This is a genomic window from Chryseobacterium sp. CH25 (assembly GCF_004119455.1).
GTDB lineage: Bacteria > Bacteroidota > Bacteroidia > Flavobacteriales > Weeksellaceae > Chryseobacterium.
On record NZ_NRQT01000014.1, the window covers coordinates 1 to 26,098 of the forward strand.

Consider the following 26,098-nt stretch of genomic DNA (forward strand, 5'->3'; position numbering starts at 1 on the left):
GATGAGCAAAGCACGTAAAAAATAAAACAATCTCATGGCTCAAATGGTTAGAGCATCGACCTGATACGTCGAAGGTTGAAGGTTCGAGTCCTTCTGAGATTACAGAGAAAGTGAATTGCGAAACGAAAATTGATGAGCAAAGCACGTAAAAAATAAAACAATCTCATAGCTCAAATGGTTAAAGCACCGGTCTTTTAAACCGGGGGTTGAAAGTTCAAATCTTTCTGGGATTACTAAAAAGGCTCCATAGCTCAACTGGATAGAGCATGGGTTTTCTAAACCCAGGGTTACAGGTTCGAGTCCTGTTGGAGTCACAAAAGGAGAGTAGGCAAATATTGGTTTGAAGTGGCTTACTGCTGATAAAGACAGCAACGAAGGTATAATTCCTTTGTTCTCCGCAAAAGGTCTATTGAGGTAATGGTAACCTACCCGACTGTCTCTTGGGCACTGCGAGTTCGATTCTCGCATAGACCGCAAAGATTCACCAAAAGTTTCTGATCCGGCTGTCTCCCGGAAAAGAATGTTGAAGTGAATCTGCAAAACTGGAAAGATAACGGTGGTTGTTTACCCGTCTTGGACGCGGGAGGTCGCAAGTTCGAATCTTGCTTTCCAGACAGAAGGATAAGTAATGAGCAATGAGTAATAAATAATAATAGATTGAAACGTAGGTTTCATTATTACTCATCACCAATTACTCATTATTCATAAAAACTGCCGCGGGAATGGTGGAACGGTAGACACACTTGATTTAGGATCAAGGCGCTGAGGGTTCGAATCCCTCTTCCCGTACAGAAGATTTTGTAGCTCAATGGTAGAGCGCTGGCCTGTTAAGCCAGAAGTTGAAAGTTCGAGTCTTTCCGGAATCGCTGATAACTATGTTAATTGTTTCAGGAGAAAAGTAAAAGTTTGTCGAGAGCAGAAGATCTTTACACCAAACACGAAAAATACTGACAAACTTTTTTCTTTCTCAACAAAACAATTTGAAGGTAATGCAAATATGATTAATACAATTTTAGGTAAAAATAAAGTCTGTCCAGCGCAGAAGTTCAAACAAAAATAGAGACAGACTTTGTTTTTTAATAATAAGCATGAGAAAATTACTCATATTAAAATCTGATGGTTCGCCGAAGTGGAAGAGTCGGGGCGGTCTGCAAAACCGTTGCGTAAGCTGAGTGGGTTTGAATCCCATAACCATCTCAATGTAAAGCTGGAAATGAGAATATTAAAGAAGATTGTAAATCATCTATCTATTATCATTCATCAATGATAGCTAAAGAATATCCTTTATTAAGAAAAGAAAACGTCTGTCAAGAGCAGAAGATCTTTAAGCCAAAACACAGAATACAGACAGGCTTTTCTTTTTTAATAATAAGTAATGAGCAATAAGTAATGAATGATAAATAGGTAGTTTTTATCATTACTCATCACCAATTACTCATAAAAAAATCCGGAAGTACGCCGAAGTTGGAGAGTCGGGGCAGACTGTAAATCTGTTGCTTCATTGCTGAGTAGGTTCGAATCCTACTACTTCCACTAAAAACCGCTGATAATGTAATGGCAGCATGCAGGAAATGTACTCTTGTTGTTTAGGTTCGATTCCTAGTCAGTTGGTCAAAGAGAAGAAAATATAAAATGCTCAATATAATTTTCGAAAGAAAGGCTTGTCAAGCGCAGAAGTTCTTTATAGTTAAGCAAATTTAAAGACAGGCTTATTCTTTTTTATAATGAATAATGGGCAATAAGTAATGAATAATAAGAGAGTAATTGTGATTATTACTCATAAAAACCGCTCTATTCGTCTAACGGTAAGGACGCCTGCCTTTCGAGCAGAAAACAAGGGTTCGATTCCCTTATAGAGTACTGGATGTGAATAACTGGTCAATACAGAATTGATATAAAACCATGAAAATTCAAATTGTAAAAAGTTGACCAGTTACCATTCACACAAATGAAGAAAAGAAAAAAAGCTGTCAAGAGCAGAAGATCTTTAGCCAATAAAAATACAGACAGCTTTTTACTTTTTTAGTAATGAATAATAAGTAATTAGTAATAGGAGAGTGATTGTTATCATTACTCATCATCAATTACTCGTTACTCATAAAATAGGGAAGAGTGGTGTACTCGGTGTGCACGTTAGTCTGAAAAACTAAAGGTACAGGTTCAATTCCTGTCTGTTCCACAAAAACATGAATAATGAGCAATAAGTAATGAATGATAGAAAAGTAACCTCCATCATTACTCATTACCAATTACTTATTACTCATTTATTTAAATCTGATTCATAGTGTAATTGGCAGCACACAAGATTTTGATTCTTGGAGTTCAGGTTCGAGTCCTGATGAATTAACAACATTTACTCTGATATTGTAATGGCAGCATCTCAGTCTCCAAAACTGATAGTACTGGTTCGAGTCCGGTTCGGAGTGCAATAAGTGAATAGTGAATTTTTAAAATTGACTGTTCGCCAATTAATTATCAATAATCATTTATCAATTATAAATTAAAGTATGTAGAAAAAATGGAAACGCAACAACAAACATGGCAGAATATGAACGGAAAAATTTTCCAACACTCTATCACACAGTTGGTAGAAGAAGCCATCATTCGCGAACAGGCAGACGGACACCGTCTGAAAGTATGTGTGGGATCAGACTCTCACGTATATGGAGAAGCTATTAATTATGCTACGGCAGTAGTATTGATTCGTGAGGGAAAAGGAGCGTTTACCTTTATCAGAAAAGAAAGAGAAATACAGACAATCAGTATTAAAGAACGAATGCTGAACGAGGTCAACAAATCTGTTGAAATTGCTTACGCAATCTGTTCTGTATTGGATACTTATGGAGTAGAAATGGAGGTACACGCAGACATTAATACCGACCCGGATTTTAAATCCAATGTAGCATTAAAAGATGCAATGGGATACATTCTGGGAATGGGTTATGTGTTTAAAGCAAAGCCTTTTGCCTTCGCAAGTTCCAATTGTGCTGATATGATGGTGTAATGAAGCTGGAAGTTTTTATGATTATAATATGAACTTCCTGTTTTTAACTTCCATCCAAAAAAAATTAAACTAATAACCATGGAAATGACCAAAAGACTATTGTTTCTGGATGATATAAGATACCCTATTGAGGCTTATCATTATACCAAACAGGATATTTTTCTCAGAAGAGACTGGCATATTGTTCGGAATTACGATCAGTTTGTCAACAGAATCCTGGAAAAAGGACTTCCGGAAATGATTTCTTTTGACCATGACCTTGCAGATGAGCACTATCTGAAACCAGATACGAAAGAATTTGTTGAAAAAACAGGTTATGATTGTGCAAAATGGCTGATAGAATATTGTATAGATAACTATTTAGACTTACCAAAATTCTATAGCCACTCTATGAATCCTGTAGGAAAGGAGAATATAGAAATACTTTTAAAAAACTTTAAAAAACTAAAAAAATGATTTTCAAAACATATAACTCTATAGAAAATGCTTACCAAACCCGCATGATCGATCAGATCAGATTGCAGGGCTTTGGGGATGAGGTTTTCATCGTGCAGGAAAAAGTTCATGGAGCTAATTTCTCTTTTTTTACCGATGGAAAGGAAATTAAGATCGCCAAAAGAACCGCTTTCATTGAGAAAGATGAAAAATTTTACAATGCACATCAGATTTTGGAACAATACAGAAAAAATGTAATTAACTTGTTTCAAAAAGTGAAAACGATATACCCGAATGTTGAAACAGTAGTCATCTACGGTGAATTGTTCGGTGGCGGTTACAAACACAAAGATGTAGAACCCGTAAAAAATGCAATAAAAGTGCAGGCAGGAATTGAATATGCACCTTTCAATGATTTTTATGCATTCGACATTAAGTTGAATGGGGTTACTTATTTGGATACAGATATCATCAACTCAATTTTTGAGGAGACAGGATTTTTCTATGCTAAAACTCTATTCCAGGGAACTTTAGAAGAAGCTTTGAGGTTTCCCAATGTTTTCAATTCTAAAATCCCAACATGGTTAGGACTACCGGAAATGAATAATATGTGTGAAGGAACTATTATTAAGACTTTAAAAACCAAATATTTTGGTAACGGAGCCAGAGTTATTCTTAAAAATAAGAATGAAAAATGGATTGAAAAGTCTAAAATGGTAAAAAAACAGAATAAAACAGTTCAGAAAACAGTTCATTTTAGTGAAACAGCTCAAAATATCTGGGAAGAAATCCAAATGTATGTAACAGCAAATAGATTGAATAATGTGGTGAGCAAAATTGGCGAATTTGAACCCAAAATGGTGGGGAAAGTGATAGGCCTTTTTGCCCAGGATGTTTTAGAAGATTTTGAAAAAGATTTTCCTTCAGTTTTCACTACAATAGAAAAAGACGAGCAGAAAAGGATCAACAAAAAGTTGAACTCTGCAGTCATAGATTGTGTTAAAGAAGAGTTGATGACTCTTAAAGTTTAGTTTCGGTAAATCTTTACCGAAACTTTTTTATGTATAAACGCAACCACAACCCTCAAAAAGAATATTTCAAATTTTTCATCCTGACATAGGCTGAAAGTCTGAAAATATAATGAAGAATCTCAGCAATTCAACGTTGGGGAAAATCTCAGTTGAAGATGTAAAAATTCCCCTCCGCTGGAGGGGTGGCAAAAATTCAAAGAATTTTTGACGGGGTGGTTTAAAAAAGAAAAAACAATGTTACAGGCAGAAATAAAAAGTCTTTTAAAAGAAGACATCAGTATATTAATAAAAGTTCCCAATTCAGGAAAACTTTATTTATGTGATTGTGGAGAAGCAAGTTTGCTTACGGTAAAAGAAGCGCAGACGTTATCAGCAATCTTCATCAGCCATACCCATATAGATCACTTTTCCAATTTTGACGGTATTTTCAGACATCAGATCGGAAGCGGAGAAAAAGTAGTGATCTGTGGACCAAAAAATATTCATGAACAAATTGGAGCAAGATTAAAATCCTATACATGGAATTTAATAGATGAAAATGCTATTGAATATGAAATTCATGAAATTATTTCTAAGGAAGAAATCAACGTCTATACGCTTCGTCCGCCTTATTGGAATATTGAGTTTGTAAAGACTCAGAATTCCCTTTTTGAAGATGAAAATGTACATGTTGACTTTGCAATTCTGGATCACAAAACAGATTCCATAGCCTATCTGTTTAAAGAAAAAGATTCTGTTACTTTTCATGAAAATGCTTCTGATTTCAAAAAAGGAAAATGGATCAGCGAACTGAAAAAAGCCTTTGAAAACAATGATACAGACAAGGAAATTGAAATAGAAGGAACTTTGTACAAAGCATCAGATCTCTTTCATTTATTAACCAGAAATGAAGGATATAAACTGGGAGTTATTATGGATCATGCTGTAGATGAAGACAATTATGAAAAGATAAAAGCTGTTTTCAACAATGCAGATAAGGTTTACATTGAGACCTTTTACAAGGATTCAGATCAGGAATTTGCAAAGATCAACCATCACAGTTTTGCTTCTGCATCAGGAAAAATTATGAATGAATGTAAGGTGAAAGATGCCATCCCGATCCATTTTTCAAGAAGATATACTGAAAACGATCAACAGGAAATTGAAACCGCTTTCTATAAAGCATTTCAAAATTAAAAAATTAGGATTCCACCCTTCACAATCATCTTAGTTGAAGACGTGATATTCCTCTCTACTGGAGGGGTGGCAAAAATTCAAAGGATTTTTGACGGGGTGGTTCAACAAACAAACAATTAAAAAAATGAAACCCAATATATTTTTTACAGCAGACCATCATTTTGGTCACGAAAATATTATAAAATTCTCCGAAAGGCCCTTTGAGTCTCCGGAGCAGATGAATCAGGAACTCATCAAAAGATGGAATGAGAGAATCAATCCAGGAGATACAGTCTACCATTTAGGAGATTTCAGTCTTGGAAAGCCGGATTTTACAAAGGAAATCTTAGATCAGTTGAATGGAAATATCCATTTGATAAAAGGAAATCACGAAGGTTCAGCTTTAACGTATCCTAAACGATTTGCTTCCATCAGAGATTATCACGAACTTAAAATTGATGAGCCGGATAATAGCAATGGAAAACAGAAAATCATTCTTTTCCACTACGCTATGCGCACCTGGAACGGTTCACATCGAGGAGTCTGGCAGTTGTACGGGCACTCACACGGAACATTGCCGGATGATGAAATGATGTTAAGCATTGATGTTGGGGTTGATTGTCATAATTTTTATCCGATTTCCTACGATGAGGTTAAGGAAATCATGAAAAAGAAAAAATGGACACCTCCATTCGGACCTCGGGAGTAATTTTTACGTACTCTCATTCAAATTTTTATAATAACCATGAAAACAACGAATCAAATCATAATTGTCGATTTGGAAGCTACCTGTTGGGAAAACGAGAGGATTCCGATCGGACAGAAAGTTGATATTATCGAAATGGGAATTTGTAAACTGGATCTGATCTCCAATACCATTTCCCAAAAACAAAGCATTTATATTATTCCCGAAAGATCTGAAATCAATAGATTTTGTACAAAGCTAACGGGAATTACACCGCAACTGATAGAAGAAAAAGGGATCTATTTTGAAGAAGCCTGTGAGAAGATCAGGGATGAATACAATCCGGAATCTCTTATGTGGGCCGGATACGGAAACTTCGACAGAGAGCAGATCATAGAACAGAGTGACTGGCTCGGAATCGAGAATCCTTTTTCAGGACAATATCTGAATGTGATGTATGAATTCAAAAGACATTTCAGACTGCATAAATCTATAGGGCTAAAAAGAGCTCTTGATTATCTGCAAATGGATTTTGAAGGCAATCATCACAGCGGAGCAGACGATGCTTATAACACGGCCAAAATTCTCAGTAAGATTTTGGAATAATCAATTGGATGGAAGTATAACATTCAGAAAATAAATCACTTTCATCCTTTAATTTTAAATAAAAAACAATGAAAACAACAGAAAATATACTCATTATAGATCTTGAAGCCACGTGTTGGGAAAACCGTCCGCCAAGAGGTCAGGAAAGTGAGATCATTGAAATCGGAGTTTGTATTATGAATACAAAAACCGGTAAGATCTCTCAAAATGAAGGGATTTTAATAAAACCTCAATATTCAAAGGTAAGTCCCTTTTGTACGGAGCTTACAACCCTTACTCAAAACATGCTGGATACTGAGGGAATTATGCTGGATGATGCCTTTGATATTCTGAGAGCAGAATATGATTCAGAAGAATTAACCTGGGCAAGCTATGGAAACTATGATCTGAATATGCTTCAGAATCAGGCCCGAAGATTTTATGTGGATTATCCGCTAAGTGATGATCATATCAATGTTAAAACGTTATTTGGCCAGATCCATCCTACCATAAGAAAAAGTGTAGGAATGCAGAGAGCGCTGAATGAACTTGGTTTTAAACTTGATGGTACCCATCACAGAGGAGTAGATGATGCCAGAAATATTGCAAAGATTCTGCATTGGTGCCTTCAGAATAATTAAAATATAAATATATAATTGATATTAAGAGACTGTTCCTGCGTGTTCAGTCTCTTTTTTATGGATTACTTTATTTTTATCATTTACCTTTGATAAAAATTGTATCCCTTGGAGGAACTTGTAGAATTACTGGAACATACCAACAGAAGCGTATTCTTAACCGGAAAAGCAGGAACAGGAAAAACTACTTTCCTGAATAATTTTGTTAAGAAAACACGCAAAAAACATATCATTGTTGCTCCCACCGGGATTGCAGCCATTAATGCTGGTGGAGTAACCATACATTCCTTGTTTGCTATTCCGTCAAGAACATTTGTTCCTACTACAGAACCTGTTGATCCTAATCTTGCCATGAATATCAATGAGCTGTTTCCTCACTTTAAATACAGGAAAGAAAAACTGGATCTTTTTCGGGAAATAGAACTTATTGTTATTGATGAAGTATCCATGTTGAGAGCTGATTTATTAGATATGATGGATCACTCTTTGCGACGGGTAAGGAGAAACCAATTACCATTTGGTGGAGTACAGCTGTTGCTCATTGGAGATTTATATCAGTTGCCCCCTGTAGTAAGAGACGATTCCGAGCGGATTTTATCAAAATTCTATGAAACTCCGTTTTTCTTTTCAGCCAAAGCGTTGCAGAATGTACGGTTAATAACCGTAGAATTAACCACAGTCTACCGTCATCAGGATGAAGAATTCCTGGAAATTCTTGATGCTGTCAGACATGCAGATTTCCATGAACTGGATTTTGAAAAATTAAATTCCAGGTACAAACCAGATTTTGAGCCGGAAACTGAAACATATATTCATTTGTGTTCTCATAACCGTATGGCAGATCATATTAATCAGAAAAAACTGTCAGAACTGGAGACAGAATCCCTGTTTTACAAAGCTTCAGTAATTGGAGAATTTAAGGAAACCCAATATCCAATTGATGAAACACTGGAACTGAAAGTTGGTGCTCAGATTATGTTCATCAGAAATGATTCCTCACCCGAGAAAAACTTTTATAATGGGAAGCTTGCCGAAATTTCTTACCTGGATGAAGAGACCATAAAAGTAATTTTAGATGAAAGTAAAAAAGAAATTACCGTAACTACGGAAGTCTGGGAACAGAAAAGATATACACTGGATGAAAACAAGAACATTAAAACAGAGGTGCTGGGAAGTTTTGAACAGTTTCCCGTTCGGTTGGCTTGGGCGGTTACCATTCATAAAAGCCAGGGACTGACATTTGATCGTGTGATTATTGATGCAGGAAGATCTTTTGCCAGTGGACAGGTTTATGTTGCATTAAGCCGCTGCCGTACTCTAAACGGAATCGTTCTGAAATCCGAAATCTCAAAGAATGCCATATTCAAAGATCATAGAATTGAAAACTTTCAAGACGCTACCCATGCTAATGGCAGTTTATTACAGATCGTTGAGCATGAAAAATATGATTATACAGTACATAAAGTTCAGATGACGGTAGATGCGGGCTGGTTACGAGAAGCTGTAATGAATTGGAAAGAGATTACTATTGCTGCAGGAATGGGGGATCAGAAAACATTAGCTGATGATTTTGAAAGAGAAAGCGAACACTTTTTTAAAGTATCAGAAAAATTTAAAAAAGTTATCCGCTTAAAATTAGCTGATTTTATCAACGGTGAAATTCAATGGAATGAGCTGGAAGAAAAATGTAAAGGAGCTGTCAACTTTTTCTATAAGAATGTAGCAGAAAAAATATTATTGCCTTTAAAGAACCTCTATGCAGAAACTATAGGAACCAAGGGTTTGAAAACCTTTAATGAAGAGACTAAAAAATTTCTGCAGGATCTTGAAGAATACATTGAAAAGCTGAAGTTCTGTCATCTGTTGGATATTCTTTTATTCGATAAAGAAACTGAAATAGACACTTCCATAACAGTTGTTAAGAAACCCACTCACATCATCACTTTCGAACTATTTGATCAGGGAATGCCGCCTTTTGAAATTTCAGAAAAAAGAAATCTTACCCTTGCAACAGTTTACAGGCACCTTGCAAAAATGGGCTTAACTGAAGTAGAGAGAACTTTTAAACAATGATACCTGAATTTTATTCTTCAATTTCTGAGATCAATGCTGTAATTTGATTGCATAGCAATGAATATAACTCTTGAGGAATAGAATGTCCCATTCCTTCAATCTCTATCAATTTTGCATTGGGAATGGTACCTGCAATATCTTTTCCACAATCAGAATGAAAAATAGGATCCTGAGTTCCATGGATAACCAAGGCAGGAGCTTTAATTTTTTTCAAATTATCCAGGTTATATTGAAAGGATGCCATTGCAAGGAGCTGTCTGATGATTCCGTTTTTAGTCTTTGAGCGAATAAGTTCTTCTTCAATCATTTTGATTTCTGAACCTTTATCTAGTTCATATAAATCTCCAGAAATCTTTTTGGCAAAAACCAGTTTTTCTCTGATATAAACTTCTTTATCTATAGTTGGATCTACAGAAGGTTTCATCATCATAGCCATCACTTCCGGATCCGAAGGTGGTAATGAAGGATTCAAAGAAGTTGACATGATAATCGTTAATGATAGTACTCTTTCCGGAAAATGGGAACCTAATAACTGAGCAATAATTCCGCCCATGGATCTGCCTGCAAAATGAGCTTTATCAATCTGTAAATAATTAAGTAAGCCAATTACATCCTTTGCCATATCCATCAAAGAATAGGGAATGTCCTCAGCTTTGAGGGTAGAAAAAAACTCCCGATGATTTCCGTTAAAAGCAGGTTTCTCTCCATTCTGATAAACAGACATTCCGGAATCCCTGTTATCAAACCGGATTACCCGGAATCCTTGTTCTACTAATAATTGACAAAAAGTATGGTCCCAGCGAATCATTTGGCTTCCCAACCCTGAAATCAATACAATTGTCTGTTGATGTTCTGCTCCTAACACTTCATAGCATAAATCAACCCCGTTTATTTTAGTAATAAAGCTCATGATATATAAAGAAGATCACTGTTAATTCCTGATAAGACATCTTGCTCTGCCTTCAGGATTTCTTTACGGTAATTAATGTACTGATTCTCCTGGCTAGAAATAATACTGACGAATTCAAAACTGAAGTTTTCACTTCCGTATTCATCCCACTCCTTTTGGAGCTGCGCATTATCAAATGATTGCCCTTTTAATAAAAAATTCATTTTGTTTACCAGTGCTTCAAGATTTAAAGCTCCTTTGATATATTGTTTTCCGGTTGTATTATTCTTTACAGACAGTACACCCATTGTTGCGACATGGTTTTTTGCCATTTCACGAAGCTGCTTTTTTATAGCATTTTTCATATTGATTTTATTTAATATTTCCGCCAAGTTCAGATAAAAGTCCGGCAGCAGTTTGTAAAGATTTGTTCTTTTTGTTAGGAAGAATATCTTTTGTAGTGTGTTCTGCGGTTATTTTGGCTTCTTCAAATATTTTTTTTCCATTAGGAGTTATTACTACATAGCTCACTCTGGCATCTCTTTCATTCGTTTCTCTGCCAACCAGTCCTATTTTTTCCAGTGGATTCAATAAACGGGTGATACCAGATGCGGTAACCCCAATTTTTTCAGCCAGATCTATTCTGCGCATTTTGCTTTCAGAGGATTCACTAAGGATATAAAGAATAACAAAGTCATTAAACCCTAATCCATGGGTACTTAAAGAGTCAAACTTTCTGGCAATAACTGATTGAAGTTTGTTAATATTCATTAAAAATAATAATTCAGAACTTATCATTGAAAAGTATTTGAGTTGTCAAGTAATTTTATAGTGCAAATATATAAATTTAAATGAATTACAAAGCAGGATCATAAAAAATAGTTTATTATGAAATATTTTGATTTTCAGTCATAAATTTAAAAATGGAAATAAGAAAGCAAAAGATGAATGGTTTCTTGTTGTTGATTTTGAGTCTGTTATGATTTTAGTTGTAGTCAGACAATTTCCGCTATTTTATTTTCAATTTATCATTATTATCACGATATGTGGTGAAAAAATATCAACCATAGAATAATCTTTGCGATATTTTATTCTGGATATTGTTCAGTAAATAAGTTGAATATTCAATCAAAATAAGTTTTAGAAGTGCTTTTATTAACTTAAAGTTTTGTTAAAAAACTCACTTTTCAGGGATAATTTACTGCCTGTCGGTCATTTTTTTTTATTTTAGCCGCCAAGAGTGAAATTATGCTTATTGACGAAGAGTTTAAAACGATATATTTAAACTATAAAATCAAGGAAATCATTCCTTTCTTGAAGAAGCTTACAGCTAAAGATAAAAAAGAAGTTGCTGCCATTTTAAAGAAAAATATCAATAAAGAATGGGGGCATAATACAATATCTGTGTTAGCTGCTTTAGCATGCAGTAAAACGAAGGATGAATATGAGAAGATGAGACCGGGATTTTATTCCATTCCGGTAGAACTCGTTGATGAACTTTTTGAAACCGATGTTCCTGATTGGATTGGAGAAAGCTACCTATTTCTTGAAGGATTCGATTATCTGAAAGTCCTGGAATGGGAGCAGAAAGGTTACTTTACCTTACAGGATGAAATTTGGGCAGAATTGCTTTCTGAATCATCAAGAACAGAAGAAACAATGTTTACGTATCCGGTTACATTACAGTCTCATATCTGGCTTCTGTTTGAACATGAATGCAGCATAACATCTGTTTACCGCGACAGAAACTGGAAAGATGTATTGAAAAACCTGGTTCAGGAAAAGAAAATAGACCGTTCCAAAGTACTTAAAGCAACTCTTACAGCAATTAACTTTAATTTTTCAAAAGAACATAATGCGTGGTTCCTGGAGTTTTTTGCTTATCTGGAACCTACAGATCAGGAGATTCTGAAATTGCAGGATGAACTGTTTATGGTTTTTCATTCCACACAATATTCACTGTTTCCTGGTGTATTGAAGATTATTATTCCGGTTGTTACAGAAAAAGGTTTTAAAACAGAAGAGTTTTTACAGGCTACGGCATCTTTAATGACTCTTCCAACAAAAAATATCATTAATGCATTGCTTCAGGCACTGGAAAAAATAGCAAAAGACAATAAGACATACCATGAAGCAGTATGTCAATTTCTGATGCCGGTGTTTCTGAATAAAGATAAAACACTTCAGACCAAAGGAGCAAAAATAATTGTTAAATATGGAGACCTGCAATCAGAAAAGATAAGAAGTGAACTTACATTTTATAAAGCCTCGCTTCTTTCTGATGCTCAAACTTTACTGGAAAAATATCTTGTAGAAAAGAAAATCATAGATAATCAGGAAGAACAGGATTTTGAAGCAGCTCCATGGCATATGCCGGAACGTATTACTCCTGTAGAAACTGTAGAAGATTTTATCTTTCTGGCTTCTCAGATTTTCAATAATAATGAAACTTATCACTTAGATTTATTTTTAGATGCTCTTCTTAGATTTAATGACGAGTTTGAAGATGAACATTTTAATCAGCTTGAACCTGTCTTTAATGCAGCATTCAAAAGGAAAGATACCGTAGGATTTCAACATTTGATGGCCACTTTTGTTATTAATTATGGACTGTTGAAGCAAAAGAATAAATCAAAAGTATTATCGGATGCCCATTTAGGATTTCCGGCACTCGAAAACTGGAGTGAAAAAAGAACACCCTTTATCTTCAAAGCTTATCATCAGTTACTATTAGGAATATTTGAGGCTTTAAAAGAGAAAAAACAGCTTCCTTTACTTTCTGTTCCGGAGTATACCCCTTGTTGGATTAATATTAATACCCTTGTGGATAAATTAAAAATCTATCAGCAGCAGGGTAGGAAGCCTATTCCTTTTGATCTGGAGGTTGCCATACTCCGTATTGAAAAAATAAACCTTAGAAAAGGTGAACAATATGCAAAAGAACAGCTTAATGAAGACTATTTCAATCTTTTAAAACCTGTTTTTGAACAGGATTATTTTAAAAAATATTTTGAAAAAGAATTTCTTGATGGCAGCTTCGACTGGAAATTAGGGTACAAGAAAATCTATAAATGGAATAATACAGAAGAAATTCCGGAATCATTAATATCCATTGATAATAAAAAAGAACTTCCTGAAAATGCTTCATTTCTGAATCATCTCTTCAATTCTTATCATACTATTCATCAGGGAGATCTGATACGTGCTTTATATACTGCACCTTATTTTTCAGGATCTTTAGCTGCAAGAAAGTACAATGGTGATTTATCCTGCTCAACCTATCAGTATGACATAAAAGGAAACATAGAATTTCTGGATTCCTGGATGAAATTGAATTTACCGTTTCAGTCTGTGCATTATTTAGTGCTGTCTGCCGGGTTGTTTCATAAAGATAAAACATTCTCTGGTATGGCTTTTGAAGCCCTTATTAACAAAGTAGTTTCTGAAGATTTTAATATTCAGGAACTAGGAATTATCATTGGTAAAAAGATCAATTTTGAATGGGCTCCCGTAAAAAGATTTACAGATGGGTTGTCCGGATTTATCAATCTGAGTATCAATTATAACAAAGCATTTGAAAAACTGTTGATATCCATTCTCTCGGCAGTTGAAAAGCCGGTTTTTAATATTAAAAGCTGTTGGAGCTCTATTATGAACTCCTGAACCAAAACAGAACCCAAGTAGATGAGAAAGTAGCTGAAGTGTTTAAAGAATGGGAAAACGAAAATAACCTGAAAAAAATTATACATCAAATTAAAACACATGAAAGAAAGACTTTATGAGATCCTTAATGAGGAAAAAATACATGAGATCGTCCCTTTTCTGAAACAACTGAGTGCAGAAGAAAAGCAGACATTAGTACCTACGATAAAAAAAATGGATCGTGAGATCAATAAGATCATCATGACCAAAAATTCTTACCATACAGCAGGCTCTGTAAATCAGCATTCCATTATAGACATTGCATCATTTGTCTGTATGGATCAGAAGAGTTTTGGTAAAAATTACTGGAGCCTTTTCCGCAATATAGAACAGACAGAGCAGATTCTAGAATGGGGATGCCCGGATTGGTTCTCAGATTTTATCAATGATTCTATTGATGCGGAGTTTACAGCTTTTAATTACAAGCATATTCTGGGATGGACAGAAAAAGGCTATATCCAGCCAAAACCTGAATTACTGGGACATCATCTGTGTAATTATCCTTCTGATCTGGATCAGAATCCTGAAACACTCAGTACCCATTTTTGGTATCTGTGTGAATATCCATCCAAATCATTACCCTTCCGGAAAGAATGGTTTCCGTTAGTACAAAAGCTTGTCACAGAACAAAAAATTGAAAGAAAAAGATTCTTGAAAGAATGCCTTCTGGCTTCCAACAGAAATTTTAATAAGAATGTGACAGGTTGGTTTATGGACGCTTTTACCGCTTTAAAACCGACGGAAAATGAGCTTATAGATCTTCAGGGGGAATTATTGGCCGGGCTGACATCAGTACAGTCAAAGGCTGTTAATACCATCCTTATACATCTGAAGAAAATAGTGGGAAGTACGGCCTTTAAAAATGAAGAATTTGCTCACTACCTTCCCAATCTCCTGAGCCTGGAAGTAAAAACTGTAGTGATGGGGAGTCTTACCCTTACAGAAAAAATCTTTCAGCATAAAAAAATTAACCCGGAGATATTAGGACTGGCTTTAACTTCAGCATTTGTAAGCAAGGATGATGGAATACAGTCAAAAGCAGCCAAAATTATCCTGAAATATATTCCGCCATCTGAAACGGTAAAAGAATCTCTTTCTCATTATTCAGATAATATATTAACGAATGTACGTGCTCTTTTAGAAACTTATATAGAAGAAAAACCTCAGGAACTGGAAGCTATAGTGACAGAAAAAATATTGCTGACTACTGATGAAAATAAAGTGAAGGTTCTTGAAAGTTTTGAAGACTTAATGTTCTTCCTTCCTCTGGCAATAGAAGATCCGTACAGTCATCACTGTGATACTGCTTTATCCGGATTTGCCCGTTTTGCCAATGACGTTAATGAAGAATCTGTAAAACTGATAGAACCGGTATTCCTGAAAGCCTGTAAAACAATTGCTAAATGGGAAGTGCCATACCTCAACGTTCTGCTGAGTAACCTTATCATTAACTACGGATTAAATTTATTGGAAAAATATCCGATTCAGCTTAAAAATCTGACCAAAATATATGAGAAAACCAGCAATGAAGAAGCTACCAGGGAAACCTATTCAAATTATCATAAGAAACTGGGCCCTATAGAGAAAGTGGGAGCAGGAAGTCCTGTTATGAAAGCTTTTAAAGAGCTGGCCATATTTACTGATGAAAAAATAAAAGCAGGAGACAGTGTGCCTTTGCTGTTTGCGATTACCCACGCCCCTTGCTGGATATCTCCTGTAACATTAGTAGAAAGGCTGGAAATATATCAGAACAAAAATATAGAACCTCATCATCTGGATATGCAGCTGGCACTTCAACGATGTGCTCTGGATAATACTAACGAAGCATTAGAGCTGGCTGAACAGAAGTTAAAAGGAGAATATAAAGACCTGTTGCTTTTTTTCTTTGGAAAGAATGTTGAGCCGAAAGGGAAATTTGAACATCCTGCATGGTGGATGACAGCCGGAATTACACGGTCACCGGAAACTACATTCAAAGAATTCAGTGATTTTGGATATGATACAATTCCGTCAGAATTCTTTTCAGGAATTTATCAGTGGAAAACCATAGACAGTAAGAAGAACTCATATTATCCGGCTGAGCTGAATATTGTGATTCCAAAATATCATTTTGAAAAAAGAAAAGACTCATTGCTTCTGGAATATTTTATTGCTGAGCCAAGAGAGCTTTCAGAAACCATTGGTATGATGTGGTGTTTTCCAAATAACCTGGGGAGTGCTTTGGCAAAAGTGATTAAAAGTTGCCTTTTTTATTCAGGTATTGCAGAAGTGTACGAAAGAAATCTGGTGCTGAACACAGCTCAGGCTCTCTATCAGGTTAAAAAAACTTTAGATGAAATAGGATATCTGTTCCTGGGAACAATTTTCCTGGATGGTGACAAAACAATTCGTGGAACAGCCGCTGAAATCTGGCTGGAACATGTTTCTCATAAGATGATAGATAATGCCCGGTTAGGAAAAGTAATTGGAACCCATGAAAAATTGGAATGGGCACCTGTAAAAAGATTTACAGATCTAATCCAGCACCAGATGCTGAATGTAAGTAAAAATCATAATATTGCACTCGAAGAATTAATTTCCAATATTCTGCTTCAGATGGATAAACCAGTTACCAATCTGAAGAAACTACTGGAAGTGTATCATGAAGTATTGGCCTTAAACCAGTCGGAAGCCAATAAAAAAGTAATTGAAAAACTTAACGACTGGAAAGAGAACTCAAGCCTGAAGAAAATCTGCAATCATCTTCTAAAAAAGTAAATTATGGAAGATATGCTTACTTATAACTATTCAAGATCGTCATCCTTCGTAAAGAAAGATGCCCTTGAAGAACTGTTTCTTGCTCAATACAGCGAAATACAGAAAAAGACTGATGTTCCTTGCTTTTTCTGGGGAAATGTAGCTCAGCCCTTTATATTGGCCCGTTGTCTCATTACCCTTTCCAATATTGTAAAATCCAGTTTCAGTTTGTCACCATTTCAGATGGCACTTTTGAAAGATCCTATTGTAACAGCCGGAAATGAAAGGCTGCGTTTTGAAGGGTTTTCTCACTGTGCCGGAGTGTATGCACGGGTAGATGTTCTTCCAGACGGATTAGACGGAGAGTTTTTGGAAAACGGGACAACCAATGTAGACTTTAATCAACCTATGATAACAGCTTTGGGAAGTATCCGTCCCAACGAAAAAGTGATGCTTTCTGTAGGAGAAAAAGAAGTTGGATTATACAGGGATGAAAAAAAGATAGTGGAAAGAAAGGTTCCATTGCCTGTAAAGTGGATCAAAGGTCTGGGAACCGTTCAGATCTATCTCTCTGAATCAGAAAAACAGCATACTTTTAATAAGATTCAAACTCAACAACTGTTCAGAGGAATGCCGAAAGGAGTAGTGAAATCAGATTATTATCTTATTGTAAGAGGAAATAAACCTATGTTTTCTCCTGTAAAATCTGCTGATGCAGTTTGTATTGGCGGGCTCCACAGGCTTCGTTTGCTGGAACCACTGCTCCCTTATATTGATTCTATGCAGGTTTTCCCCCATCCTAATATGCAGTCTACAACCTGGCAGCTTTATATGGGAAATATAAGATTCTGTTTCTCCTTATCAAGAGAAAGCTGGCGTGGATTTTCAGGAGAAGGAGCGGTACTGAACAGTCTGGCAGCTGAAGTTCCGGATGAATGGATTGATGCCTTAGATAAATATGCTTATGCCAACCAATCATTTAATGCAACAGTTTTGGCACTGGAAGAAAATCTTAGTTTAAGCAAAACAGAAAACCTGACAGGAAGACTCGCTGCGATGGGCTTACTGGGGTATGATCTTGATGAAAATGAATTTTTCTACCGAAGATTACCCTTTAAATTAAATCGTATTTTAGGATTGAACCCCCGCATGAAAAATGCTGAAAAGCTGATTGAAGACGGAAAAGTGGAAGTTGTAAACAACACTAAAGAAAGAACAGAAGCCAGAGTAGAAGGCACCGGAGTACATCACACTGTAATTCTTGAAGAAGGTAAAGAACGCTGTACCTGCGAATGGTTCAGTAAATATCAGGGTGAAAGAGGTCCTTGCAAGCATGTTCTGGCTGTAAAGAAACTTGTAGGGAACTACTAGCAGATAAGACTGTAAAACATTTGTACAGTATTTATTTAAATTACAAAAGCTAAAGTTTTCGCCACGAATACACGAATAAATTCATTCGTGCATTCGTCGCTATATAGATAATCAATTTTGTGTTTGTTCCATCCATTCCTCATAGGACATAACACCCAATTCGGGTTTCTCATCACCTTCAAGAATAGAAATAAATTCTAACTGATTACCATCAGGATCATTAAAATAAATAGCCAGTGCAGGCATCCATGCAAATACCATAGGCTCTACGCTTCCGTTTTTCAGAAAATTATAAGGCTGTAAATTCTTATTCTCTAAAAATTTCACTGAATAATTCAGGATATCCTCTTTCGTACTGGTAAATGCAAAATGCCTGGTCTGAAGGTTTTCTTTCTGCTCCCATAAGCCAAGCATAAACTCTTTTCCTTCCCCAATCCACATAAAAGCTATAGGTCTTGTTTCATCCCTATGCGCCAATCTCAATCCCAATACTTCTGTATAAAACCGAATGGCCTTTTCCAAATCACTTACCTGAACATGAGTTTCATATAATCCTTTAATCATAGCTTTAATTTTAATACAGACAAAGCTAGAAAACACCCGCGTAAAAGCCTGAGAATACCGATTTCTTTCGTAAAAATGAATGATAGATAAAAGATAAAAGATAAAAGATAAAAGATAAAAGATAAAAGATAAAAGATAAAAGATAAAAGATCTTGTTGTTAAACCTCTATAGATAATTAATAATATAGCTATTAATAAAATATGCCGTATGATCTGTGAAAATCTGTGCCATCTGTGGGCATAAAATATTCACATGGTCTTTATCCATATCAATAGAAATGGGCTTTAGCCAAAGCTTAAAAATCTCTGTTATCAACCCAATCTGCGAGAGCTTTACTCTCTTTTTCAATCATTTTAAATAAATTTTTCAAAAAAACAATCTACGCAAAAAGATTGCGTAATACTGTTCTTACTTTGCATCAGAAATCAGAGAGGAAGCAGCAACTCTTCCTAGTGTTTAACAATAAAAACAGTAACTCATGAAATTTAACTTTCTAAGAAAAGAGAAAATAGTGGTCACCAACCACGAAGGTGCAAAAGCATATGTGATGACACCTGCAGAAGAATTATACAGTGCTGTGGTTACAACAGGACTGTCAGACATTACTTATGAAAAAGGGAATGACAGATTAGAGAGAATACAGTCTCTGATTCAGAAAAATGATCCCGAATTTGTGGCAAAACTTGCTGTATATGCAAGAAAAGAAATGCATTTGCGTTCCATTCCATTGGTTTTGGCTGCAGAATTAGCGAAAGAAGCTTCCGGTACTGATCTGGTGAGCAGAACAGTAGATGGAGTCATCCAAAGAGCCGATGAAATTACAGAACTGTTAGCATATTACCAGCTTGCTAATGACAGAACAGAAACAAAAAAACTGAACAGGTTATCCAAACAGATCCAGAAAGGTCTGGTGAAATCCTTCAATAAATTTGATGAATACCAATTCGCGAAATACAACAGAAAAGGTGAAGTAACCTTTAAAGATGCTCTGTTTCTTGTTCACCCAAAAGCCAAGGATGAAAACCAACAGACGATTTTCAACAAAATTGTCTATGATATTCTGGATACTCCTTACACATGGGAAGTAGAACTTTCGGTATTGGGACAGACGAAATTTGCAAATGAAACAGAAAAGAAACTGGCTTTCAAAAACAAATGGGAAGAACTGATCTTCAGTAATAAATTAGGATATATGGCTACTTTGCGAAACCTGAGAAATATTCTTGAAGCAGGAGTTTCTCCAGAGGCAATGAGTAAAGTGTGCAGCTACCTGTCAGATGAGAGAGCGGTAAGAAACTCAAAACAGCTACCATTCCGTTTCCTGGCAGCGTACAGAGAATTGAAAAAGGTGGAGTCACCTTATCTATCTTCTGTTTGGAATGCTTTGGAAGAAGCAGTCTTGGCAAGTGCCCAAAACATCAAAGGCTTCGGATTCAATACTTCGGTAGTGATTGCGGCGGATGTTTCAGGTTCTATGCAGAAATCCGTTTCTCCTAAGAGTAAAATCCTGTTGTATGATATCGGTTTGCTGATGTCTATGATTCTGCAGTCACAATGTCAGAATGTAATTACCGGAATGTTCGGTGACCGATGGTTGAGAACACCTATGCCTAAACATGGAATTCTGCAAAATGTAGATGCATTATACAAAAGAGAAGGTGAAGTAGGCTATTCTACCAACGGATATCTGGTGGTTGAAGATCTTATCAAAAGAAAAGAAATTGTAGATAAAGTAATGCTGTTCACAGATACCCAAATGTATGACAGCAACGGAACAGGAAACTCTTTTGAAAAAACATGGAACAAGTATAAAATGATAGCTCCCAACGCTAAACTCTATATTTTTGACTTGGCAGGATATGGCAGACAGCCCATTGATGTCAAAAGAAATGATGTTTACCTTATTGCAGGTTGGTCAGATAAGATTTTCGATGTATTGAATGCGTTGGAAGATCAGAAATCAGCCATAGAAATCATTGAAAAAGTAGTGCTGTAAAAGGCACTGCTTTCTATTGAAATGTAAAGTTCATTGGGATTAGCAGTGGGATCTTATAAATCATTAGTATATTTAGGAGCTTATTCCCGCTTTCCGCTATATCTTTTTCGTCTGGCTGATGCCTATTCAGAAAAAGGATGTCGCTGCAATCGGGGCTAGTACATGAAGAGATATAATATGATAGAGCTTATTAACACAATTGAGATTAATCCTTTAAAATATTCCAAAGAAGACTTTGAGCTGCCAGAAATTGCTAATTATCCTGATCCCGAAGAATATTTTTTAAAGTTTACAGAAACAGCTTCCCGCTTAACTCTCAATTTTAATGAAATCCGGAAAGGTTCCAGTCTTGTCAATATTGAAAACATTGATGATGAAAGTTTAGAGATCATTGTAGCTGCAAAACTCAGTGAAGTAGAATTTGATGACCCAGATGAAAGAGGATTTGTCCTCTCTTTTGATGGCGGAATTGTATTAAAAAAAGATGATGAGGTACTTATTCAGCCGAGTTGTTGTGGTGATCTTGAGAATATAGAAAACTGGGAGAAAGTTACTGAAAACAGAGCTTCCGGTTGGGGAGAAATATGGATAGGGCATCCCTGGGTTTTCTATAAAAGAGAAAACGGAATGATTAGTTTCTCAGAGTATACAGAAGCCAATATTAATGAGGTGAAAGATGTGAAAACAAAATTTGGAGTGGAAGAGTCTGAATTTAAAGATGAATTAGACAAAGTGATACAGCATCAAATCCATTTTAAAAATAGAGTTTTAAATATTTTGAAAAAGATGAATATTGACAACGCCGAAAAAATTTCAGAATTTATGTCCGGGATTAAATAAAAAAATAACTGCGTAAAAAGAATGCGTACTTGGCATATAATTTTGCAGTATAAATAATACCGATGTCGTAAGAAAGGCCTACTTCGATTCCAAACTGACAGAGCTTTTCGCCAAATTACCCGGTAAAAATAACCAATGCCGTCCGTAAGAGTTTCATCGTCAACTTCCAATTGAAACTAATTACTCTTACAATATATTGCTTGGTTTTTATAAAAAATGAACTGCGTAAAAAGAATGCGCAGTAACCATATAAATTTGTAACATCAACTAATAATTATGAAGAACTATAAAACAGATCTTAAAGAAGCAGTGTATTGAGTTTAATACTCAATACTCATGAAAAAAATTAAAAAATTAAAACAAACCTTCGGAACCAATGAATATGAATTAATTGATTTTCCGAAGAAAATTTCCGGAGTACAGATTTCCAGACTCCTATATGGAAATGATTTGGGCTGTTCGTATTGTTTTCCACACGGAATAGAAGTGGTGAATGCAAAGGAGACCAAATTTCAGCGTAATTGGAAGAAATACAGGAGATCACAATGGAAAAACGAATAGTAAGTGCCATAAAACAGAATTACTTCGTGGGGTAACAGAGGTACAGGTGCAAGTCCTGTTCTGTGGAAGCAGATCGTGTAAAGGAGTACGCTGTTAATATGAGTCTGTTTAACTGATTGCCTTGCTATTTTTCAAAGATTGTTTTAAAACTAATACAAATGAAAAATTAATAACTAAAAATCAGGTGTCGTCTCAGAATCATACTTCGAGATTGAATAAACATTGGGTCACAGGTTCGAATCCTGTCTTTTCCCTCGAAAAGGAGAAGTAGCTCAGCAGGTAGAGCAAATGCATGAACGATTCTAAAAATATTACCCTGATTTGTATAAAAGAGTGCCGTAGAAAAGGCTTACTTCGGTTTATTTGGTTCAACTCCAGAAAGATCATGAAAGTGGTCTGTAAATAAATGTCTTTTCAAAATTTGCCTCTTTTTTCTAAAAACAAACAAGTGCCGTAAAATAGTGCTACTTCATTCATCACGACGGGGACACGGGTTCGAATCCCGTCTCTTCCACTACAAACACAGGAAGAGTAGCTCAGCAGGTTAGAGCACGACATCACTATTTGCCTGTTGCCTTGTTATTATAAAAGATAAGCTGAAAGTGAGAAGTAGGAAATAATCTTTGTATCGTAATTTTCTAATTTTTCCTTTCTTCTCACCTTCAGCTTCATTTCTATGAAATTGTAAGTGTCGTTAGAAAAAACTTCATCGTACCTAATGGGGAGGAATAGCGAAGTCGATCACTTCTGCAAGGCTATCCGGTTCAACTCCGGCATACGAATGCCCCGGTTTTTTCTTATCATTACCTTACAAAAAGCCGATATACTATTTATCGGCTTTTTTCATAGTCTGATTCAGCTCTTCTTCAAACATCAGTTTCCATTTGGAAAGAGTAGTTCTGCTGATCTTATATTTTTTAGACATATAGCTGGTAGAATGCCCATGTTTCTTTTGGTATTCAAGAAGTTTGAGCATCGTTTTTTTATCATAAGTCTTCAGCTTCTGATTATTTCTTTGCCCTTCTCTTGAAGGTTTGAAAAGCCTGTCATTAAATTTCAGTACATCTTCACTGGTATCCAGTTTTCCGAGAAGTTCCTTTATTTTGGGATCATTTAACTTTTCCGGATACTCCATCTTAAGCATGTCCTGATATATTTTTTTATAGTTGGGACGCATTTTCTATCAGTTTATCCATTAATATCACTTTTCTGAAGCCATCTGTGAAGTGTACTTTTAGGAATAGAGTATTCCTTAATCACTTCACTTTGAGTCATATCTCCTGAAAGAATTCTTTTCATAATAAATTCTTTAATTTCCTGAGTATAAATGTTTTTTCTGAAGTAAGGGATCTTATCAGATTTCTGCTGACTTTTATTGGCAGCTGCAGGAGGAGCATATAAAATCAGGTGAGAACTGTAAAGCCTGAAAAAATCATACTCCAGTAATTTGCTCCATCTCAGGAGAAGATCCGCATCTATTGATCTGCTGTTGTACATTCCTTCTATGGCATCTTCATCTCGGTCCAGGAATTTACATATCCTCTCCACTGTTATTTCATTTTCATCAACCCTCTCCTTAATAAACTTTCCAATATGGATCTCTTTGTATAACATTTTTCTTTAATATTATCTATTTATTAAAACTTATGCATTAGAAAACGTAAAATAAGCGATATATATTATTATGTATTACGGAACGTAATTTACAGAATTTTGAGATTGAAGAATCAGGATACTATTTAAAATATCAATTACCTGAAGTGAGACTGTAAAAGTCTTAGGAAATGGTTTAGGACAGCTTAATCTTAAAAGGGTATATTTAATGTACCTTTAGGTATATGCATTATTTCCAATGGGTTTATTGCTCATCTTCTCTTTCAAACTTCTTTTTTCTTCCATTTGTGTAAATAATATATAGCCTATTAAAGTCTTTTCATGCCATTCTATTTACGTTAAGCTTGTGTGTTGAAAGGTTGTAAGTATTTTGACAACCAGTTTTTTATGTTTAGAATATCTTGTTTAGTACCAAATAATCTGCTTAATTGTTTTCAAATTTAAACAAAAATTAAAAGCAAAGACAGAAGGAAATCTAAAAAAGTTTCTTTATGTGCAAATTTTAATTAAAATTAACATATTATATAATCAGATGTGTGAAATAAATTAAAAACATAATATCTGATAAAAGTTGAAAAAGAAAAAATTGTATACCACTCTGCAAGTATTTACCTTTGCTGTTCAATGAAAAATACGATCAGCTTATTCGATTTCTCGAAGAAAATAAATTATAAAAATGAGTTACTGGCAGGCTTTACAGTAGCCATGACTATGATTCCCGAATCTCTCTCATTTGCTATTCTTGCAGGGCTTTCTCCACTTACAGGGCTGTATGCAGCATGTCTCATGGGAATGGTTACAGCTGTTTTAGGCGGCCGTCCGGGAATGGTTTCAGGAGGAGCAGGGGCAACAATTGTTGTTCTTATCGCTCTTATAAAATCTCATGGAATAGAATATCTTTTTGCTACAATAGCTCTTGCGGGAATTCTTCAGATGCTTGTCGGGATCTTTAAACTGGGGAAATTTGTAAGATTGATTCCGCAACCGGTTATGTATGGGTTTCTGAACGGGTTAGCCATCATTATTTTTATGGCCCAGATTGAACAGTTTAAAATTACTGATACCAATGGAGCTGTAAGTTGGCTTCAGGGAATGCCATTATATATTATGGGTGGTTTAACGGCGCTTACTATTGCTGTAGTCTATTTTTTTCCAAAGCTTACAAAGGCAGTTCCTGCATCGCTTGTTGCCATTATTGTTGTGTTTGCTGTAGTTCTTGGTTTCAATATTCAGACTAAAACAGTAGCAGATATTGCACATATCAGTGGAAATCTTCCAAGTTTTCATATTCCGCAGATTCCTTTTTCTCTGGAAACATTACAGATTATTTTCCCTTATGCATTAATTATGGCTGGGGTTGGTCTTATTGAATCATTGTTAACCCTGTCTATGGTAGATGAGATTACCAATTCCAAAGGAAGTGCAAATAAAGAATCTGTAGCTCAGGGATTAGCTAATATTACCAACGGATTTTTTGGGGGAATGGGTGGTTGTGCAATGGTTGCCCAGACCTTGGTAAATCTTAATGCAGGATCCAGAGCCCGATTATCAGGAATTATTGCTTCCGTTATGATCTTGTTGATTATCCTGTTTGGGGCACCTGTTATAGAAAAAATTCCAATGGCAGCTTTGGTAGGAGTTATGATGATGGTTGCGATCAGTACTTTTCAGTGGGTTTCTATCAGAATTGTGAACAAGATGCCAAAGTCAGATATATTTGTTGGAATTACAGTGGCCTTAATTACTGTAGTATTGCATAATCTTGCCCTTGCCGTATTGGCTGGAGTGATTATTTCCGCTCTGGTTTTTGCTTGGGACAACGCAAAAAGAATCCGTGCTAAAAAATATACAGATGAAAATGGTACCAAGCATTATGAAATATATGGTCCGCTGTTTTTCGGTTCAGCAACAGCTTTTGCAGATAAATTTGATCCAATGAATGATCCCGATGAAGTAGTTGTAGATTTTAAAGAAAGCCGTATTGTAGATATGAGTGCAATTGATGCCTTAGATAAATTATCAAAAAGATATAAACAGCAGGGAAAAACATTGTTTCTTCGCCATCTCAGTGAAGACTGCCGTAAAATGTTGAAAAATGCTGAAGCTGTAGTAGAAGTAAATATTCAGGAAGATCCTACATATAAGGTAATGCCGGAAAAATAGGGAGAAAATCAATAAGTGATTTTTTTTGACCCGGTCTAAATTGACAAGCGAAGTG

22 protein-coding genes and 13 tRNA genes are annotated in these 26,098 nt (G+C 35.5%); 29 read left to right on the forward strand and 6 right to left on the reverse strand.

The window, feature by feature from the left end; all coding sequences use genetic code 11:
* Positions 1-28: 28 nt before the first annotated feature.
* The 21 genes from BOQ64_RS21585 (at position 29) to BOQ64_RS21665 (ending at position 9,606) form a co-directional block, all read left to right on the forward strand.
* A tRNA-Ile gene (locus tag BOQ64_RS21585) sits at positions 29-102 on the forward strand.
* A 57-nt stretch (positions 103-159) separates the two neighbouring features.
* Positions 160-233 (forward strand) — tRNA-Lys (locus BOQ64_RS21590).
* A gap of 7 nt (positions 234-240) precedes the next feature.
* Positions 241-314 (forward strand) — tRNA-Arg (locus BOQ64_RS21595).
* 89 nt (positions 315-403) lie between these two features.
* Positions 404-474, forward strand: a tRNA-Asp gene (locus tag BOQ64_RS23280).
* Between the two features lie 68 nt (positions 475-542).
* Positions 543-614: transfer RNA gene (locus BOQ64_RS23285), tRNA-Pro, on the forward strand.
* A gap of 102 nt (positions 615-716) precedes the next feature.
* Positions 717-789, forward strand: a tRNA-Leu gene (locus BOQ64_RS21600).
* Positions 790-794: 5 nt separating this feature from the next.
* Positions 795-866, forward strand: a tRNA-Asn gene (locus BOQ64_RS21605).
* Positions 867-1,115: 249 nt separating this feature from the next.
* Positions 1,116-1,197, forward strand: a tRNA-Cys gene (locus BOQ64_RS23290).
* A gap of 252 nt (positions 1,198-1,449) precedes the next feature.
* A tRNA-Tyr gene (locus tag BOQ64_RS23295) sits at positions 1,450-1,533 on the forward strand.
* A gap of 255 nt (positions 1,534-1,788) precedes the next feature.
* Positions 1,789-1,860 (forward strand) — tRNA-Glu (locus tag BOQ64_RS21610).
* A 246-nt stretch (positions 1,861-2,106) separates the two neighbouring features.
* Positions 2,107-2,179 (forward strand) — tRNA-Phe (locus BOQ64_RS21615).
* A gap of 96 nt (positions 2,180-2,275) precedes the next feature.
* Positions 2,276-2,347, forward strand: a tRNA-Gln gene (locus BOQ64_RS21620).
* An 8-nt stretch (positions 2,348-2,355) separates the two neighbouring features.
* A tRNA-Trp gene (locus BOQ64_RS21625) sits at positions 2,356-2,426 on the forward strand.
* A gap of 92 nt (positions 2,427-2,518) precedes the next feature.
* Positions 2,519-3,004, forward strand: a complete 486-nt coding sequence (locus BOQ64_RS21630; RefSeq protein WP_129058701.1) for a ribonuclease H-like YkuK family protein — start codon at positions 2,519-2,521, stop codon at positions 3,002-3,004.
* 78 nt (positions 3,005-3,082) lie between these two features.
* On the forward strand, positions 3,083-3,460 hold the full coding sequence (locus BOQ64_RS21635; RefSeq protein WP_129058702.1) for a cyclic-phosphate processing receiver domain-containing protein: 378 nt from the start codon (positions 3,083-3,085) through the stop codon (positions 3,458-3,460).
* The gene (locus BOQ64_RS21640) at positions 3,457-4,470 is read left to right on the forward strand and encodes an RNA ligase, Rnl2 family (protein WP_129058703.1); all 1,014 of its coding nucleotides are present in this window, start codon (positions 3,457-3,459) and stop codon (positions 4,468-4,470) included. Before BOQ64_RS21635 ends, BOQ64_RS21640 begins: the two co-directional genes overlap by 4 nt.
* 234 nt (positions 4,471-4,704) lie before the next feature.
* A complete protein-coding gene (locus tag BOQ64_RS21645) occupies positions 4,705-5,646 on the forward strand; it encodes a peptidase (protein WP_129058704.1) in 942 nt (313 codons plus the stop codon).
* 124 nt (positions 5,647-5,770) lie between these two features.
* Positions 5,771-6,334: a metallophosphoesterase family protein gene (locus BOQ64_RS21650; protein WP_129058705.1), complete on the forward strand. Its 564-nt coding sequence runs from the start codon at positions 5,771-5,773 to the stop codon at positions 6,332-6,334.
* 36 nt (positions 6,335-6,370) lie between these two features.
* Complete coding sequence (locus tag BOQ64_RS21655) at positions 6,371-6,916, forward strand: 3'-5' exonuclease (RefSeq protein ID WP_129058706.1); 546 nt, start codon at positions 6,371-6,373, stop codon at positions 6,914-6,916.
* Between the two features lie 68 nt (positions 6,917-6,984).
* Positions 6,985-7,536, forward strand: coding sequence for a 3'-5' exonuclease (locus BOQ64_RS21660; protein WP_129058707.1), 552 nt, complete (start codon positions 6,985-6,987; stop codon positions 7,534-7,536).
* A gap of 105 nt (positions 7,537-7,641) precedes the next feature.
* On the forward strand, positions 7,642-9,606 hold the full coding sequence (locus tag BOQ64_RS21665; RefSeq protein ID WP_228448517.1) for an AAA family ATPase: 1,965 nt from the start codon (positions 7,642-7,644) through the stop codon (positions 9,604-9,606).
* A 10-nt stretch (positions 9,607-9,616) separates the two neighbouring features.
* Here BOQ64_RS21665 and BOQ64_RS21670 read toward each other — a convergent pair whose 3' ends face one another.
* Genes BOQ64_RS21670 through BOQ64_RS21680 form a run of 3 tightly spaced genes read right to left on the reverse strand, consistent with a single transcriptional unit; the run spans position 9,617 to position 11,266 of the window.
* Complete coding sequence (locus BOQ64_RS21670; RefSeq protein ID WP_129058708.1) at positions 9,617-10,516, reverse strand: alpha/beta fold hydrolase; 900 nt, start codon at positions 10,514-10,516, stop codon at positions 9,617-9,619.
* The gene (locus BOQ64_RS21675) at positions 10,513-10,860 is read right to left on the reverse strand and encodes a GIY-YIG nuclease family protein (RefSeq protein WP_129058709.1); all 348 of its coding nucleotides are present in this window, start codon (positions 10,858-10,860) and stop codon (positions 10,513-10,515) included. Before BOQ64_RS21675 ends, BOQ64_RS21670 begins: the two co-directional genes overlap by 4 nt.
* 7 nt (positions 10,861-10,867) lie before the next feature.
* Positions 10,868-11,266, reverse strand: coding sequence for a MarR family winged helix-turn-helix transcriptional regulator (locus BOQ64_RS21680; protein ID WP_228448518.1), 399 nt, complete (start codon positions 11,264-11,266; stop codon positions 10,868-10,870).
* A 477-nt stretch (positions 11,267-11,743) separates the two neighbouring features.
* Between BOQ64_RS21680 and BOQ64_RS21685 the strand changes: the two genes are divergently transcribed.
* Genes BOQ64_RS21685 through BOQ64_RS21695 form a run of 4 tightly spaced genes read left to right on the forward strand, consistent with a single transcriptional unit; the run spans position 11,744 to position 18,304 of the window.
* Positions 11,744-14,158, forward strand: a complete 2,415-nt coding sequence (locus tag BOQ64_RS21685; RefSeq protein WP_129058711.1) for a DUF6493 family protein — start codon at positions 11,744-11,746, stop codon at positions 14,156-14,158.
* On the forward strand, positions 14,134-14,277 hold the full coding sequence (locus BOQ64_RS24985; RefSeq protein ID WP_410494479.1) for a DUF6493 family protein: 144 nt from the start codon (positions 14,134-14,136) through the stop codon (positions 14,275-14,277). The genes BOQ64_RS21685 and BOQ64_RS24985 overlap by 25 nt, the downstream gene beginning before the upstream one ends.
* A complete protein-coding gene (locus BOQ64_RS21690) occupies positions 14,258-16,954 on the forward strand; it encodes a DUF6493 family protein (RefSeq protein ID WP_129059855.1) in 2,697 nt (898 codons plus the stop codon). The genes BOQ64_RS24985 and BOQ64_RS21690 overlap by 20 nt, the downstream gene beginning before the upstream one ends.
* A gap of 3 nt (positions 16,955-16,957) precedes the next feature.
* Positions 16,958-18,304 (forward strand): SWIM zinc finger family protein, encoded by a 1,347-nt coding sequence (locus BOQ64_RS21695; protein WP_129058714.1) that lies wholly within the window; start codon positions 16,958-16,960, stop codon positions 18,302-18,304.
* Between the two features lie 111 nt (positions 18,305-18,415).
* Here the strand turns inward: BOQ64_RS21695 and BOQ64_RS21700 are convergent, their stop codons facing one another.
* Positions 18,416-18,868 carry a VOC family protein gene (locus BOQ64_RS21700; protein ID WP_129058715.1) on the reverse strand — a complete coding sequence of 151 codons (453 nt, stop codon included), beginning with the start codon at positions 18,866-18,868 and terminating at the stop codon, positions 18,416-18,418.
* 479 nt (positions 18,869-19,347) lie between these two features.
* On the opposite strand from BOQ64_RS21700, the gene BOQ64_RS21705 reads away from it, so the two are divergent.
* From BOQ64_RS21705 to BOQ64_RS21715, 3 genes are all read left to right on the forward strand, one after another.
* Positions 19,348-20,865, forward strand: coding sequence for a TROVE domain-containing protein (locus BOQ64_RS21705; protein WP_129058716.1), 1,518 nt, complete (start codon positions 19,348-19,350; stop codon positions 20,863-20,865).
* Between the two features lie 177 nt (positions 20,866-21,042).
* On the forward strand, positions 21,043-21,705 hold the full coding sequence (locus BOQ64_RS21710) for a hypothetical protein (RefSeq protein WP_129058717.1): 663 nt from the start codon (positions 21,043-21,045) through the stop codon (positions 21,703-21,705).
* Positions 21,706-22,041: 336 nt separating this feature from the next.
* Positions 22,042-22,266, forward strand: a complete 225-nt coding sequence (locus BOQ64_RS21715; RefSeq protein WP_129058718.1) for a phosphate ABC transporter substrate-binding protein — start codon at positions 22,042-22,044, stop codon at positions 22,264-22,266.
* An 826-nt stretch (positions 22,267-23,092) separates the two neighbouring features.
* On the opposite strand, the gene BOQ64_RS21720 is transcribed toward BOQ64_RS21715, so the two are convergent.
* Together BOQ64_RS21720 and BOQ64_RS21725 are read right to left on the reverse strand one after the other, a co-directional pair.
* Entirely contained in the window at positions 23,093-23,443 is a 351-nt protein-coding gene (locus BOQ64_RS21720) for a helix-turn-helix domain-containing protein (RefSeq protein ID WP_129058719.1), read from the reverse strand.
* Positions 23,444-23,454: 11 nt separating this feature from the next.
* Positions 23,455-23,880 carry a transposase gene (locus BOQ64_RS21725; protein ID WP_129058720.1) on the reverse strand — a complete coding sequence of 142 codons (426 nt, stop codon included), beginning with the start codon at positions 23,878-23,880 and terminating at the stop codon, positions 23,455-23,457.
* Between the two features lie 624 nt (positions 23,881-24,504).
* Here BOQ64_RS21725 and BOQ64_RS21730 point away from each other — a divergent pair.
* Positions 24,505-26,043, forward strand: a complete 1,539-nt coding sequence (locus tag BOQ64_RS21730) for a SulP family inorganic anion transporter (RefSeq protein ID WP_129058721.1) — start codon at positions 24,505-24,507, stop codon at positions 26,041-26,043.
* The last annotated feature ends 55 nt before the right edge of the window (positions 26,044-26,098 follow it).

Excerpts from the sequence above, each read along its gene's own strand:
- BOQ64_RS21630 (WP_129058701.1), top strand. The coding sequence starts at position 2,519 with ATGGAAACGCAACAACAAACATGGCAGAATATGAACGGAAAAATTTTC.
- BOQ64_RS21635 (WP_129058702.1), top strand. The coding sequence starts at position 3,083 with ATGGAAATGACCAAAAGACTATTGTTTCTGGATGATATAAGATACCCT.
- BOQ64_RS21640 (WP_129058703.1), top strand. The coding sequence starts at position 3,457 with ATGATTTTCAAAACATATAACTCTATAGAAAATGCTTACCAAACCCGC.
- BOQ64_RS21645 (WP_129058704.1), top strand. The coding sequence starts at position 4,705 with ATGTTACAGGCAGAAATAAAAAGTCTTTTAAAAGAAGACATCAGTATA.
- BOQ64_RS21650 (WP_129058705.1), top strand. The coding sequence starts at position 5,771 with ATGAAACCCAATATATTTTTTACAGCAGACCATCATTTTGGTCACGAA.
- BOQ64_RS21655 (WP_129058706.1), top strand. The coding sequence starts at position 6,371 with ATGAAAACAACGAATCAAATCATAATTGTCGATTTGGAAGCTACCTGT.
- BOQ64_RS21660 (WP_129058707.1), top strand. The coding sequence starts at position 6,985 with ATGAAAACAACAGAAAATATACTCATTATAGATCTTGAAGCCACGTGT.
- BOQ64_RS21670 (WP_129058708.1), bottom strand. The coding sequence starts at position 10,516 with ATGAGCTTTATTACTAAAATAAACGGGGTTGATTTATGCTATGAAGTG.
- BOQ64_RS21675 (WP_129058709.1), bottom strand. The coding sequence starts at position 10,860 with ATGAAAAATGCTATAAAAAAGCAGCTTCGTGAAATGGCAAAAAACCAT.
- BOQ64_RS21680 (WP_228448518.1), bottom strand. The coding sequence starts at position 11,266 with ATGAATATTAACAAACTTCAATCAGTTATTGCCAGAAAGTTTGACTCT.
- BOQ64_RS21685 (WP_129058711.1), top strand. The coding sequence starts at position 11,744 with ATGCTTATTGACGAAGAGTTTAAAACGATATATTTAAACTATAAAATC.
- BOQ64_RS21690 (WP_129059855.1), top strand. The coding sequence starts at position 14,258 with ATGAAAGAAAGACTTTATGAGATCCTTAATGAGGAAAAAATACATGAG.
- BOQ64_RS21695 (WP_129058714.1), top strand. The coding sequence starts at position 16,958 with ATGGAAGATATGCTTACTTATAACTATTCAAGATCGTCATCCTTCGTA.
- BOQ64_RS21700 (WP_129058715.1), bottom strand. The coding sequence starts at position 18,868 with ATGATTAAAGGATTATATGAAACTCATGTTCAGGTAAGTGATTTGGAA.
- BOQ64_RS21705 (WP_129058716.1), top strand. The coding sequence starts at position 19,348 with ATGAAATTTAACTTTCTAAGAAAAGAGAAAATAGTGGTCACCAACCAC.
- BOQ64_RS21710 (WP_129058717.1), top strand. The coding sequence starts at position 21,043 with ATGATAGAGCTTATTAACACAATTGAGATTAATCCTTTAAAATATTCC.
- BOQ64_RS21715 (WP_129058718.1), top strand. The coding sequence starts at position 22,042 with ATGAAAAAAATTAAAAAATTAAAACAAACCTTCGGAACCAATGAATAT.
- BOQ64_RS21720 (WP_129058719.1), bottom strand. The coding sequence starts at position 23,443 with ATGCGTCCCAACTATAAAAAAATATATCAGGACATGCTTAAGATGGAG.
- BOQ64_RS21725 (WP_129058720.1), bottom strand. The coding sequence starts at position 23,880 with ATGTTATACAAAGAGATCCATATTGGAAAGTTTATTAAGGAGAGGGTT.
- BOQ64_RS21730 (WP_129058721.1), top strand. The coding sequence starts at position 24,505 with ATGAAAAATACGATCAGCTTATTCGATTTCTCGAAGAAAATAAATTAT.